The organism is Streptomyces sp. NPDC037389 (assembly GCF_040636475.1).
GTDB classification, from domain to species: domain Bacteria; phylum Actinomycetota; class Actinomycetes; order Streptomycetales; family Streptomycetaceae; genus Streptomyces; species Streptomyces hesseae.
Genome location: NZ_JBEZUS010000003.1, coordinates 65,834 through 78,650 on the forward strand (window position 1 = coordinate 65,834; position 12,817 = coordinate 78,650).

9 protein-coding genes are annotated in these 12,817 nt (G+C 73.5%); 2 read left to right on the forward strand and 7 right to left on the reverse strand.

Features of this window, described 5'->3' with window-relative positions; all coding sequences use genetic code 11:
* Positions 1-126 precede the first annotated feature (126 nt).
* The 3 genes from AB0E98_RS07090 to AB0E98_RS07100 form a co-directional block, all read right to left on the reverse strand.
* Complete coding sequence (locus AB0E98_RS07090; protein WP_361699483.1) at positions 127-1,572, reverse strand: aldehyde dehydrogenase family protein; 1,446 nt, start codon at positions 1,570-1,572, stop codon at positions 127-129.
* 144 nt (positions 1,573-1,716) lie between these two features.
* The gene (locus tag AB0E98_RS07095; protein ID WP_361699485.1) at positions 1,717-3,351 is read right to left on the reverse strand and encodes a PucR family transcriptional regulator; all 1,635 of its coding nucleotides are present in this window, start codon (positions 3,349-3,351) and stop codon (positions 1,717-1,719) included.
* 108 nt (positions 3,352-3,459) lie between these two features.
* Positions 3,460-5,523 (reverse strand): ATP-binding protein, encoded by a 2,064-nt coding sequence (locus AB0E98_RS07100; RefSeq protein ID WP_361700490.1) that lies wholly within the window; start codon positions 5,521-5,523, stop codon positions 3,460-3,462.
* Positions 5,524-5,914: 391 nt separating this feature from the next.
* Here AB0E98_RS07100 and gabT point away from each other — a divergent pair, with 391 nt between their 5' ends.
* Together gabT and AB0E98_RS07110 are read left to right on the forward strand one after the other, a co-directional pair.
* Positions 5,915-7,267, forward strand: a complete 1,353-nt coding sequence (gabT, locus tag AB0E98_RS07105; protein WP_361699487.1) for a 4-aminobutyrate--2-oxoglutarate transaminase — start codon at positions 5,915-5,917, stop codon at positions 7,265-7,267.
* A gap of 351 nt (positions 7,268-7,618) precedes the next feature.
* Positions 7,619-8,215: a phosphatase PAP2 family protein gene (locus AB0E98_RS07110; protein WP_361699489.1), complete on the forward strand. Its 597-nt coding sequence runs from the start codon at positions 7,619-7,621 to the stop codon at positions 8,213-8,215.
* Here the strand turns inward: AB0E98_RS07110 and AB0E98_RS07115 are convergent.
* From AB0E98_RS07115 to AB0E98_RS07130, 4 genes are read right to left on the reverse strand one after another with little or no spacing between them, the layout of a single operon-like run.
* On the reverse strand, positions 8,212-9,654 hold the full coding sequence (locus AB0E98_RS07115; RefSeq protein ID WP_361699491.1) for an FAD-dependent oxidoreductase: 1,443 nt from the start codon (positions 9,652-9,654) through the stop codon (positions 8,212-8,214). The genes AB0E98_RS07110 and AB0E98_RS07115 overlap by 4 nt on opposite strands.
* Positions 9,655-9,659: 5 nt before the next feature.
* Positions 9,660-10,466 (reverse strand): ABC transporter permease, encoded by an 807-nt coding sequence (locus AB0E98_RS07120; RefSeq protein ID WP_361699493.1) that lies wholly within the window; start codon positions 10,464-10,466, stop codon positions 9,660-9,662.
* Complete coding sequence (locus AB0E98_RS07125; RefSeq protein ID WP_361700492.1) at positions 10,466-11,395, reverse strand: ABC transporter permease; 930 nt, start codon at positions 11,393-11,395, stop codon at positions 10,466-10,468. Before AB0E98_RS07125 ends, AB0E98_RS07120 begins: the two co-directional genes overlap by 1 nt.
* A gap of 2 nt (positions 11,396-11,397) precedes the next feature.
* On the reverse strand, positions 11,398-12,582 hold the full coding sequence (locus tag AB0E98_RS07130; protein WP_361699495.1) for an ABC transporter ATP-binding protein: 1,185 nt from the start codon (positions 12,580-12,582) through the stop codon (positions 11,398-11,400).
* Between the last annotated feature and the right edge of the window lie 235 nt (positions 12,583-12,817).

Sequence of the window (12,817 nt, forward strand, 5' to 3'; positions counted from 1 at the left end):
GTTGACACTACACGTGATTTCACCGCCCCCCCCCCGGCCCCCCCCCCCCCCCCCCCCCCCCCCCGCCGCCCCCCCCCCGCGGGGGGGGGGCCCCCCCCCCCTCCCCCGCTTCGAGAACCCGATGACTCAGAGGTCGAGGCCGGTGAGCACGAGCACGCGCTCGTACGTGTAGTCGTCCATCGCCCAGCGGACGCCCTCACGGCCGACGCCGGACTGCTTGGCGCCGCCGTACGGCATCTGGTCGGCACGGTAGGACGGGACGTCGCCGACGACCACGCCACCGACCTCCAGGGCGCGGTGGGCGCGGAAGGCGGTCTGGAGGTCGTGGGTGAAGACACCGGCCTGGAGGCCGTACGGGGAGTCGTTGACGGCCGCGAAGGCCGCCTCCTCGCCCTCGGCCTTCGAGATGGTCAGGACCGGGCCGAAGACCTCCTCGCAGGCGATGGTGACGCCGGCGGGGACGTCGGCGAGCACGGTCGGGGCGTACGTCGCGCCGTCGCGCTTGCCGCCGGCGAGCAGCGTGGCGCCCGCGGCGACGGCCTCGTCCACCCAGGACTCGACGCGCTTGGCGGCGTCCTCGCTGACCAGCGGGCCGACGTCGGTGGACGCGTCGGACGGGTCGCCCGTCACCTGCGCCTCGACGGCCGCGACGACCTTCGGCAGCAGCCGCTCGTAGAGCGAGGCGTCGGCGATGACGCGCTGCACGGAGATGCAGGACTGGCCGCCCTGGTAGTTGGAGAAGGTGGCGATGCGCTGCGCCGCCCAGTCCAGGTCCGCCTCGGAGGACCAGTCGGCGAGGACGACGGCCGCGCCGTTGCCGCCGAGCTCCAGGGTGACGTGCTTGCGGGGCACGGAGTCGAGGATCGACCAGCCGACCGGGCCGGAGCCGGTGAAGGAGATGACCGGCAGCCGCTCGTCCTGGACCAGGGCGGGCATCCGGTCGTTCGGGACCGGCAGGACGCTCCAGGAGCCGGCGGGCAGCTCCGTCTCGGCCAGGATCTCGCCCAGGACCAGCGAGGAGACCGGGGTGGCCGGGGCGGGCTTGAGGATGATCGGGGCGCCGACGGCGATGGCCGGGGCGACCTTGTGGGCGCTCAGGTTGAGCGGGAAGTTGAACGGCGCGATGCCGAGGACCGTGCCGCGCGGGACGCGGCGGGTCAGCGCGAGGCGGCCGGTGCCGCCGGCGTCGGTGTCCAGGCGCTGGGCCTCGCCGGCGTTGAAGCGGCGGGCCTCCTCGGCGGCCCAGCGGAACACGGAGACGGCACGGCCGACCTCGCCGCGGGCCCACTTGATGGGCTTGCCGTTCTCGGCGGAGATCAGCTGGGCGATCTCCTCGGTGCGCTCGGCGAGCCGCTTGGCGACGTGGTCGAGTGCGGCGGTGCGGACGTGCGCGGGCGTGGCCGCGAACTCCTCGCGCACGGCGTGCGCGGCCGCCACGGCCTCCTCGACCTGCGCCTCGGTCGGCACGCTCACGGTGCCGACGAGACGGCCGTCCCAGGAGTTCGTGACGTCGAAGGTCTCCTCGCCGGTGGCCTCACGGCCGGCCAGCCAGAACGCGATGGGAGCGGTCACGGGTTTCCTCCGGGGGTGCGGATGAATGGGGGCTCCCTCACCGTAGGCGCGTGGCGCGCGCTGGTCGCTTGTCCGTGGTGGAGCGCGCGGGGGTGGCGGTACGCCACTGTGGCGGGGTGGGCGGGGGGAGGGGCCCCGGCCCGACTAGTGCGACGACGGCCCCGTCGTCGCCTTCAGCGCCAGCCACAGCTCCATCCGCACGTCCGGATCGTCCAGGGACCGCCCCAGGATCTCCTCCACCCGCCGCATCCGGTAGCGCAACGTGTGGCGGTGGACGCCCAGGTCGGCGGCGGCCGCGTCCCACTGGCCGTGGCGGGCGAGCCAGGCGCGGAGGGAGGCGACGAGGTCGCCGCGCCCGGTGGCGTCGTGCTCGTGGAGGGCGCGCAGGAGCCCGTCCGCGAAGGCCCGTACCGCGTCGTCGGCGAGCAGGGGCAGGACCGAACCGGTCGCGACCTCCTCGTGCTCGACGAGGGCCCGGCCCCGGCGCCGGGCGACGGACAGGGCCTGTTCGGCCTGGTGGAAGGCGGCCCCGGCGGCCGCCGGCCTGGTGGGCGCCGAGAGGCCGACGGCCACGCCGGCCGCCGCGCCCCCGTCCCGCACGTCCCGTGCGTCACGCCCGTCCCGCTCCGCCCCCGCGGCCCCGCGCCGCGCCTCGACCGTACGGGCGTACGCGACGCACGCGGCCACGGCCGCCCCGCCGTCCCGGGCGAGGACGACGACGCGCTCCCCCTCCGGCACCACGAGCACCGGCTCGGCCGCCCGGCTCGCCGCGGTCTCGGCGGTGTCGGCGAGCACGCCGAGCTCGCCCTCCGGGTCGGTGTCGGCGGCTTCCGCCACCAGCATCCGGAAGGGCTCGTCCAGCAGCGCCCCGTACAGCTCCCCCGCGACGGCCCGCGCGTGGCCCGGCTCGTCCGCGAGCAGCATCCGCAGCACCGCCGCGCCCAGCCGCGCCTCCGCGTCCTGGAGGGCGCGCGAGCGCTCGGTGGTCAGGGTGAGGAGAGCGACGGCGGAGTTGACGGCATAGCGCCCGGCGGTGCCGAGGGGGGCGTCCGTGCCCACGGCGAGGACGCCGCGCGTACGGCGGCCGGAGCCGAGGGACTGGAGCTCGACGCGGTCGCCGCCCTCCGCCCCGGCGGCGTCCGGGCCGAGGACGGCGCTGGCGGGCGCGGGCCGCTCCCGCAGCCGTTTCACGTCGGCGCCGAGCCGGGCCGCGCGGCGGGCCGCCCAGCCGGGCGCGGCGGCGACGACGGCGCCGGAGGCGTCGTAGAGCGCGGCCCACCCGCCGAGGTGGACGGCGAGCCGGGCGAGGAGGGCGGCGGGGCCCTCGGGGGCGAGGGCGGCGCGGGTCAGCTCGCGCTGGGCCTCGAAGCCCGCCGTGACCGCGTGGTACTGGTCGGCCGCGGCTGCCGCCGAGACGGCCTTGGTGATGGCGAGGAACGGGGTGCGGCGGGGCACCTCCAGCAGCGGCAGGCCCTCCTCGGCGGCCGCCTCGACGAGGGCGCCGGGCACCTCGTCGTAGTTCACCCCGACGGCGAAGCCGAGCCCCACCACCCCGGCGCGCACCAGGCGGCGCACGTAACTCCGCATCTCCTCCCGGTCCGCGGCGTCGATCTTCATCGCCGTGATCAGCAGCAGTTCCCCGCCCTCCATCCACGGCACGGGGTCGGCGAGCTCGCTGACGTGCGCCCAGCGGACGGGCGTGTCCAGCCTGTCCGCTCCGGCGAGCACGGTGAGCCTGAGCGCGGAGTGGTTGACCAGAGAGGCGAGCGTGAGGGGCATGGAACCTTCGGGCGGGGTGGTGCGGTGCGGGAGAGTGCCGTCCCGTATGAACGGCTGTGACCGATTCTGCCTCAGTGGAGCATTGCGTAGAAAGCGGGAACCCGCCGGTCAGCGTTCCAGGTCGACCAGGACGGGGGGCGTGCTCCCGCCCCGTACGGACGTCACGGACAGCACCGCGTGCCCGGCGGGCACGCCGTGGGCCAGCTCGGAGGCGGACCAGCGCTCCCGCTCCACCTTGCGGACGGTCACGGACTGGGCGGTGACGGCCCGGCCCGTGATCACCCGGCGGACGACATGGGTGACGCGGGTGAGCGGCTCGTGGGCGATGACCTGACGGTCGGTGACGTCGCGGGTCTCCACCCACTCCTTGCCCCAGACCTCCGCGAAGCGCGCGCCGTCCCAGGTGGTCACCCCGGAGAAGGCCATCCGGCAGCCGACGGAGCCCAGCAGGGCGCTGCGCAGCGCCTCGGGGACGTCGTCGAGGGTGCGCAGGGTGAGCACGGCCCCGGCGTTGGTGGAGCGCAGCCGGGCCAGGCCGCGCACGGACTCGGGGGTGACGGTGTGGGTGGCGTCGTCGAGGACGAGGCAGGCGAACAGCGAGCGGTCGGCGCGGCCCGCGGCGCATTCCGTGAACTGGGCCAGGATCAGCCGGGCGAGCATCCGGGACGCCTCGGCGTGGCCGCGCTCGGGGAGGTCGATCCGGACGCGCAGCGGGTGTTCGAGCGTCCGCAGGGAGAAGGTCCGCCCGGGCCCCTTTTTCACGTTTACGTGGCCGTCGAAGCTACCGGCGAAGGCGGGCCGGTCGAGGAGGGCGAGCCGGTCGGAGAGCAGCGGCCCGGGGTCGCCGGGCCGTCCCGCCTGGCGCTCGCGGGCGTCGAGTTCGCGGACGAGCGCCTCCTGCCCGCGTGCCGCGAGGGCGGTGCGCAGCGCGCCGGTCGCGGCGGCGGAGCCGTCGAGGAGGTCGCGCAGTTCGGGGACGGCCGGGAAGCGGCCGTGGGCGGCCCGGAACGGGCCGAGGAGCTGGGCCAGGGCGGTGGCGGCCCGGCGGCCGTCGTCGCCGGGGAGACCGGCGACGATGTCCCCGACGAGTCCCTCGGCGAGGACGGCGGCGGCCTCGTCGGGGTCGTCCGTGCCGCCGTACAGGTCGAGGTCGTAGGCGGAGTCCGGGCGTCCGATGCGGACCACGACGTCGAAGGCGTCGTCGGGGGCGAGCCCGGCGCCCGCCGCCCCGACGGCGACGACCGCGGTGCGCCCGGCGAGCGCCTGGAGGCACAGCGACTCGAGGACGGGCCGCACCAGCCGTGCGGACTTGCCGCAGCCGGGCGGCCCGACGGCGAGCAGGGAGGTGCCCAGCAGCGTGGGGTCGAGGGCGGCGCCGACGCCCCGGTGGCCGTAGGGGTTGCGCTCGTCGTCGGTGGCGGTGCCGATGCGGACCTGGCGGGTGGCGAGGTCGTGGACGGCGGCGCGTACGGGCACATCGCGCGCCCCGGAGGGGTGGGCGCAGGCGGCGGCGCCGTGCTTGACCACGGCGTCGGTGAAGGCGGCCAGCCGGTCGGGGCGGACGCGCGAGGCCTCCCAGGCGCGCCCGATGCGGGCGTGGTCGACGTCGTTCATCAGCCCGGCCCTGGCCTCCGCCGCGAGCCGGTCGGCGGCGGCCCCCGCCCCCGAGGCGCGCAGCCGGGGCCATTCGGCGGGGTCCTCGTCCGGCGTGGCGGGAGCGGTCGGCGCCGGGTCGCCGGAGTCGTCCCACAGGCGGCGCAGGGCGGGCGCGGCCCAGCGGCGCCAGACCTGGGGCCAGCGGCCGAGGCGGCCGAAGACGACGACGAGGACGAGGGCGACCAGGACGTAGTAGCCGTAGACGACCCAGACGGCGAAGATGCCCTCCTCGCGCCAGGAGTCGGGTGTCAGGGCGAACAGCGGCCAGATCCAGTAGTGGCCGAGGTAGCCGTTCCACAGCAGGGACCACAGCAGCCAGCCGCACAGCAGGGAGATCACCGCGCTGCTGATCAGTTGCCGGCCGGGGATCCGGTCGGGCTCCTCCGGCGGCCGGGGCCGGTGGCCGAACGTCCACACGCCGGGCGCCGCGTCCGGGCGCGGGGTGCGCAGCCAGGACAGGAACGGGGCGCCGGCGGCACCGGCGGCAGGGGGCGCGGCGTCCGGGCGCGGTGGCACGGCCGCCACCGCCTCGACGGGCGGTGGCACGGCCGCCCCGGCGGGGGGCGCCGTGGGCCCGGACGCGGCGCCCGGCGTGGGCGTTCCCGGCGGTGCGGGTGCCGCGGGCGGCTCCCCGGGCGGGCCCGCCTGGCGCGGCGGACGGCCCCCCCGCGCGCCCGGCGTCTCCTTGGCGCCTCCCGTGGTCTCCTCGGTGTCCCTCACTGCCCCTCGCCCCCAGCCGGCCGTCGCGCCGCGCGTGCCTGAAGTCTCCGACCGGCCCAATCTAGTGGGACACCATGTCCGATACGGACAACGGGACGCGCGCACTTCTCCCGATCGGAACATGCCGCGCTCCCCCCGCCGCACCTAGCCTGCGACCAAAAGCCCGTACGTTCCCCCTGGAGCTCTCATGACCGAACTGTCCGGAGGCGCCGCCCTCCCCCAGGAGCGCCGCGTCGTCACCGCGATCCCCGGCCCCAAGTCGCTCGAGCTCCAGGCCCGCCGCCTCGAAACGGTCGCCGGTGGCGTGGGCTCCGTCCTGCCGGTGTTCACCGCGCGCGCGGGCGGCGGCGTCATCGAGGACGTCGACGGCAACCGTCTGATCGACTTCGGCTCGGGCATCGCCGTGACCTCGGTCGGCGCCAGCGCCGAGGCCGTGGTGCGCCGCGCCGTCGCGCAGCTCGCCGACTTCACCCACACCTGTTTCATGGTGACCCCCTACGAGGGTTACGTGGAGGTCTGCGAGAAGCTCGCCGAGCTGACCCCGGGCGACCACGCCAAGAAGTCCGCGCTGTTCAACTCGGGCGCCGAGGCCGTCGAGAACGCCGTCAAGATCGCGCGTGCGTACACCAAGCGCCAGGCCGTCGTCGTCTTCGACCACGGCTACCACGGCCGCACCAACCTGACGATGGCGCTCACCGCCAAGAACATGCCGTACAAGCACGGCTTCGGCCCGTTCGCGCCCGAGGTCTACCGGGTGCCGGTGGCGTACGGCTACCGCTGGCCGACCGGTGCGGAGAACTGCGGCCCCGAGGCCGCCGCCCAGGCCATCGACCAGATCACCAAGCAGGTCGGCGCCGAGAACGTCGCCGCGATCATCATCGAGCCGGTGCTGGGCGAGGGCGGCTTCATCGAGCCGGCCAAGGGCTTCCTGCCGGCGATCGTGAAGTTCGCCAACGACAACGGCATCGTCTTCGTCGCGGACGAGATCCAGTCCGGCTTCTGCCGTACCGGCCAGTGGTTCGCCTGTGAGGACGAGGGCGTCGTCCCGGACCTGATCACCACCGCCAAGGGCATCGCCGGCGGTCTGCCGCTGGCCGCCGTCACCGGCCGCGCGGAGATCATGGACGCCGCGCACCCGGGCGGTCTGGGCGGCACCTACGGCGGCAACCCGGTGGCCTGCGCCGGTGCCCTGGGTGCCATCGAGACCATGCTCGAGCTGGACCTCAACGGGAAGGCCAAGCGCATCGAGGAGGTCATGAAGGGCCGCCTCGCCGCGATGCAGGAGAAGTTCCCGGTCATCGGCGACATCCGCGGCCGCGGCGCGATGATCGCGATCGAGCTGGTCAAGGACCCGGCGACCAAGGAGCCGAACGCGGAGGCCGCCGGCGCGCTCGCCAAGGCCTGCCACGCCGAGGGTCTGCTGGTCCTCACCTGCGGCACCTACGGCAACGTGCTGCGCTTCCTGCCGCCGCTGGTCATCGGCGAGGACCTGCTCAACGAGGGCCTCGACATCATCGAGGGCGCGTTCGCGCGTCTCTGAGCCGGCTGCGAGCCATCTGTGAGCCGGTTGTGAGCCGGTGAAGAACCTGTGCGGGGCGGGTGGTGGACGGGTGATCCGACTATCGGATCGCCCATCCCTGCCGTACGGTTTCTGCAGATGAGTGAAACACCCCGTCCGCAGGGGACTGCGGACGATGCCGTGCCGTCGCTTCCCCGGCGCCGGCCCGGCCGTGCCTTCGCGCACAGCACTGGAGCCCTCGGCTCCGGACATCCTCACCGATCGGACGGTCGCCCGCCCCATACCCCCCGGGGCGCGCGGTCCACCGGCCGGACCGGCGGCCCTGGAACTTCCCCCCCTGTTCCGGGGCCGTCGGCATTCCTCTTCCCGGCCGTGTGCGCGGTCCTCTTCGCCCTCGTCACCTGGCAGGTCGCCGCGCACGGGCCGCTGCGCGCCCTCGACGAGCGGCTGGGGCGTGCGGTCGTGGGCGCGGACGCCGTGCCGTCGGGGGTCGCCGAGATTCTGGCCGATCTGGGCAATACGGTCGTGGCGGTGCCGGTGCTTCTGGCCGCCGTCGTCCTCACCGCCGTGCGCCGGCGTCTGTGGCGGCCGCCGGTGGCCGCCGCGCTGGCGATGGTGGCGGTGCCCTTGCTCGTCGTGCCACTGAAGTGGTGGATCGGGCGGGCGGGGCCACCGGCGATGGGGGCCGGGCCGCATGACGGGTTCTTTCCGTCGGGCCATGCGGCCACGGCGGCTGTCGCCTACGGGTCGGCGGCGCTGCTCCTGTTCCGGACGTGGTGGTGGGTGGCGCCTTATGTGCTGCTCAACCTCGGTGTGGGCCTCGGGTTGGTGCGGCAGGGGTATCACTGGCCGTTGGATGTGGTGGGGGCGTGGTGCCTGGCGGGTGTGGTCCTGTGGGTGCAGGCCCGTGGTCGCGTTGTGCCCACCCGTCCCGCCCTGCGGGACGATTGCCCACAACGCGGCCGCTAACTGTCGAACCCCAGCCCCAGCCTGTCCATCGTCCTCAACCAGAGGTTGCGGCGGCCCCCATTCGTGTCGGCGCGGGTCATGGCCCACTGGGTGATGCCTATGCCCACCGACCGGACCGGCTCGGGCGGGAACGGGAGGGGCTTGCTGCGGACCATCTCCAGCTCCGTGCGTTCGGTGCGCGCGCCGGAGAGCAGGTCCAGCATGACGTCCGCGCCGAAGCGGGTCGCGCCGACGCCGAGCCCCGTGAAGCCCAGCGCGTAGGCGACGCGGCCGCCGTGGGCGGTGCCGAAGAAGGCGGAGAAACGGGAGCAGGTGTCGATGGCGCCGCCCCAGTTGTGCGAGAAGCGCACCCCCTCCAGTTGCGGGAAGCAGCGGAAGAAGTGCTCGGCGAGACGCCGGTACGTGGCCGGGTGGTGGTCGTACTCGGCCCGTACGCCGCCGCCGTAGCGGTAGACGATGTCGTAGCCGCCCCACAGCACGCGATTGTCCGCCGTCAGCCGGAAGTAGTGGAAGTGGTTGGCGCTGTCGCTGAGCCCCTGGCGGCGGCGCCAGCCGACGGAGGCCAGCTGCTCCTCGGTGAGCGGCTCGGTCATCAGCGCGTAGTCGTAGACGGGGGCGATGTACGGGCGGAGCCGCTTGACCAGGGAGGGGAAGGCGTTGGTGCCCAGCGCGGCGTGGCGGGCGAAGACCCGGCCGTAGGGGGTGCGGACGGCCAGCCCGGCGCGGCGGGCGGAGAGCTCGGTGCCGGGGGTGTGCTCGTAGATCCGTACGCCGAGGCCGAGGCAGGCGTGCCGAAGGCCCCAGGCGAGCCTGGCGGGGTGGAGCATGGCGACGCCGGTGCGGTTCCACAGGCCGGCGAGGAAGGTCGGGGAGTCGGCCTCGGCGCGCATGGCGTCGCGGTCGAGGAAGGTGTGGCCGGTGACGCCGAGGGCCTTCGCCCGAGCGTCGGCCTCGCGGAGCTCCAGGGCCTGGTGGGGGGCGGTGGCGACGTCGATCTCGCCGGTGCGCTCGAAGTCGCAGTCGATTCCGTGGCGGGCGAGGGTGGCCTCGATGCCGTCGAGGTTGCGGTGGCCGAGCTCCTCCAGCGTGCGGAGCTCGGCGGGCCAGCGGGCGTGGCCGTTGGCCCAGCCGTGGGTGAGGGAGGCGGCGCAGAAGCCGCCGTTGCGGCCGGAGGCGGCCCAGCCGGTCTGCTGGGCCTCGATGAGGACGACGTCCCGGCCGGGGTCGCGCTCCTTGGCCAGGAGCGCGGTCCACAGGCCGGAGTAGCCGCCGCCGACGACGAGCAGGTCGCAGTGCTCGTCGCCGGCGAGCGCGGGGAGCGCTCCCGGCCGGGAGGGGTCGTCGAGCCAGTAGGGGCGAGGGGTCGCGTCGGAGAGTGCTCGTACAGCGGGGGTCCGGGGAGCTCCCCCGGATTGCTGCGGTATGGCACCGACGGCCATGGTTCTCAGCTCCTTCTCGGGCGTCTCCCGACGAGCTGGCCGACGAGGACGCACAACACGGCGATGGCGAACATCGCCGTTCCGATGACATTGATTTGTACGGGTGTGCCCCGTTGTGCGGATCCCCAGACGTACATGGGGAAGGTCACGGTCGAGCCGGCGTTGAAGTTGGTGATGATGAAGTCGTCGAACGAGAGCGCGAAGGAGAGCAGCGCTCCGGCGACGATGCCGGGGGCGGCGATGGGCAGGGTGACCTTGCGGAAGGTCTGCCACGGGGTGGCGTAGAGGTCCTGGGCGGCCTGTTCGAGGCGCGGGTCCATACTCATCACCCGGGCCTTGACGGCGGTGACCACGAAGCTCAGGCAGAACGTGATGTGGGCGATGAGGATGGTCCAGAAGCCGAAGCTGACGCCCATGTTGAGGAAGAGGGTCGCCAGGGAGGCGGCCATGACGACCTCGGGCATAGCCATCGGCAGGAAGACCAGGGTGCCGGCCGAGGTGCGGGCCCGGAAGCGGTAGCGGGCGAGCGCGAAGGCGATCGCGGTGCCCAGAAGGGTGGCGCCGACGGTCGCCCAGAGGGCGATCCACAGGCTCAGCGAGAGCGAGCCGCACAGGTCGGCGACGCCGCAGGGGTTGGTCCAGGCGTCGGTGGAGAAGCGCTGCCACTGGTAGTTGAAGCGGCCGTTCGGCTTGTTGAACGAGAAGACCGTCACCACGACGTTGGGCAGGATCAGGAAGGCGAGGGTGGCCAGCCCGGCGATCACGACCAGGTTCCGGCGCAGTCCGCGCCCGAGGCGGTTCAGAAGTGCCATCAGACCAGTTCCTCCGTCCCGGACTTGCGGATGTAGACGGTGACCATGGCGAGGATCGCGGCCATGAGGAGGAACGACAGGGCGGCCGCCGTCGGGTAGTCGAGGACCCGCAGGAACTGGGACTGGATGACGTTGCCGATCATCTTCTGGTCGGTGGAGCCCAGCAGCTCGGCGTTGATGTAGTCGCCCGTGGCGGGGATGAAGGTCAGCAGGGTGCCGGCGACGACGCCCGGCATGGACAGCGGGAGGGTCACCTTGCGGAAGGTGGTGAGCGGCCGGGCGTAGAGGTCGCCGGCGGCCTCGTGGAGGCGGCTGTCGATGCGTTCGAGCGAGCTGTAGAGCGGCAGGATCATGAACGGGAGGAAGTTGTAGGTCAGCCCGCAGACCACGGCGAGCGGGGTGGCGAGCACGCGGTGGCCCTCGGTGACGCCCAGCGCGTCGGTGACGGCGAGGACGTGCAGCGCGTCGAGGGCGCGGACGACGGGGCCGCCGTCGGAGAGGATCGTCTTCCAGGCGAGGGTGCGGATCAGGAAGCTGGTGAAGAACGGCGCGATGACGAGCACCATCAGGACGTGGCGCCAGCGGCCCGCGCGGAAGGCGATGAGATAGGCGAGCGGGTAGCCCAGCAGGAGGCAGAGCGCGGTGGCGGTCGCGGAGTAGGCGACGGAGCGCAGGAACTGCGGGTAGTACTCGGTCAGGGCGTCCCAGTAGGTGGCGAAGTGCCAGGTGACCTTGAAGCCCTCTTCGAGGGAGCCGGTCTGTACGGAGGTCGACGCCTGGTAGACCAGGGGGGCCACGAAGAAGACGAGCAGCCAGAGGGCGCCGGGAAGCAGCAGCCAGTAGGGGACGCGCTTCCTGCGGAGGACGGCCTTGTGGAGGGCGCCGTCGGCGGGGGGTGCGGGAGGGTGGTCGGTGGTGGCGGTCGTCATCGTCACGTACCCGCCTCTCGCGCGTCGGTGCCCGCCTCGACGACGCCCGTGCCGGCCTCGACGCTCTGGGCCGAGTCCAGGCCGAAGCCGTGGCCGGGGTTCCAGTGCAGGACGACGTCGGCGCCGGGGACGAGGCGCGGGTCGCGCTCGATGTTCTGCTCGTAGACGGACAGGCCGGACGCGGCCGGGCTGTCGACGAGGTACTGGGTGGAGACGCCGATGAAACTGGACTGGGCGATGCGCCCGGTCAGGCGGTTACGGCCGTCGGCGATGGTGCCGGCGTCGTCGGCGTGGGTGAGCGTGATCTTTTCCGGACGTATCCCGACCAGGAGTTTCTCGCCCACGCGGGCGGTGGCTGTACATCGTTTCCCCGGAAGGGTGAGTTTGGTATCGGAGACCCGCAGAAGGACGTCGTCTCCGACGGTGCCCACCACATCGGCGGTGATGAGGTTGGAGGTGCCGAGGAAGTTGGCGACGAAGGTGGTGCGCGGCGTCTCGTAGAGGTCGGCGGGGGCGCCCATCTGCTCGACGCGTCCGGCGTTCATGACCGCGACCGTGTCGGCCATGGTCATGGCTTCCTCCTGGTCGTGGGTGACGTGGATGAAGGTGATGCCGACCTCGGTCTGGATGCGCTTGAGCTCGAGCTGCATCTGGCGGCGCAGCTTGAGGTCGAGGGCGCCGAGGGGCTCGTCGAGGAGGAGGACGTCCGGGTGGTTGATCAGCGCGCGGGCGACGGCGACGCGCTGCTGCTGGCCGCCGGAGAGCTGCTGGGGCTTGCGGCGGGCGTAGTCGCCGAGCTGGACGAGGTCGAGCATCTCGTCGACCTGCTTGCGGACGGACTTGACGCCGCGCCGGCGGAGGCCGAAGGCCACGTTCTCGTAGATGTCCAGGTGGGGGAAGAGCGCGTAGCTCTGGAAGACGGTGTTGACGGGCCGCTTGTACGGAGGCAGGGCGGTGACGTCCCGGCCGCCGAGCTCGACAGTGCCGGTGGTGGGCTCCTCCAGGCCGGCGATCATGCGCAGCGTGGTGGTCTTGCCGCAGCCGGAGGCTCCGAGCAGGGCGAAGAAGGAACCGGCGGGCACCGAGAGGTCGAGCGGGTGCACGGCGGTGACGTCGCCGTACGCCTTGCCGATGCCGGTGAGGCGGACGTCGGTGCCGTTGCTGCCTGTCGTGGCGAAAGCCGTCATGGTCGTGGGTCCAGGGGGTTCGTGGGGTGGACGCAGAACACGTAACAGTGACACACGATGGGATGTGGTCTCATACGGGCCGTGCCGCGCTCGGGGCCCGGGCGGCCTCGCACAGTTCCGGATCGTCGGTCCATCGCGTACTCCTCACCGGGCCCGGGCGTCGGGGCGGGTGTGGTTCCCACGGGATTGGTTGCCGATCCTGGCAGAGCAATTGACTTGCGACAAGGGATTCCGT

What these genes read in the sequence shown, in the direction of transcription:
- AB0E98_RS07095 (WP_361699485.1), bottom strand. Translation starts at nt 3,351, where the DNA reads ATGCCCCTCACGCTCGCCTCTCTGGTCAACCACTCCGCGCTCAGGCTC.
- gabT (WP_361699487.1), top strand. Translation starts at nt 5,915, where the DNA reads ATGACCGAACTGTCCGGAGGCGCCGCCCTCCCCCAGGAGCGCCGCGTC.
- AB0E98_RS07115 (WP_361699491.1), bottom strand. Translation starts at nt 9,654, where the DNA reads ATGGCCGTCGGTGCCATACCGCAGCAATCCGGGGGAGCTCCCCGGACC.
- AB0E98_RS07120 (WP_361699493.1), bottom strand. Translation starts at nt 10,466, where the DNA reads ATGGCACTTCTGAACCGCCTCGGGCGCGGACTGCGCCGGAACCTGGTC.
- AB0E98_RS07125 (WP_361700492.1), bottom strand. Translation starts at nt 11,395, where the DNA reads ATGACGACCGCCACCACCGACCACCCTCCCGCACCCCCCGCCGACGGC.
- AB0E98_RS07130 (WP_361699495.1), bottom strand. Translation starts at nt 12,582, where the DNA reads ATGACGGCTTTCGCCACGACAGGCAGCAACGGCACCGACGTCCGCCTC.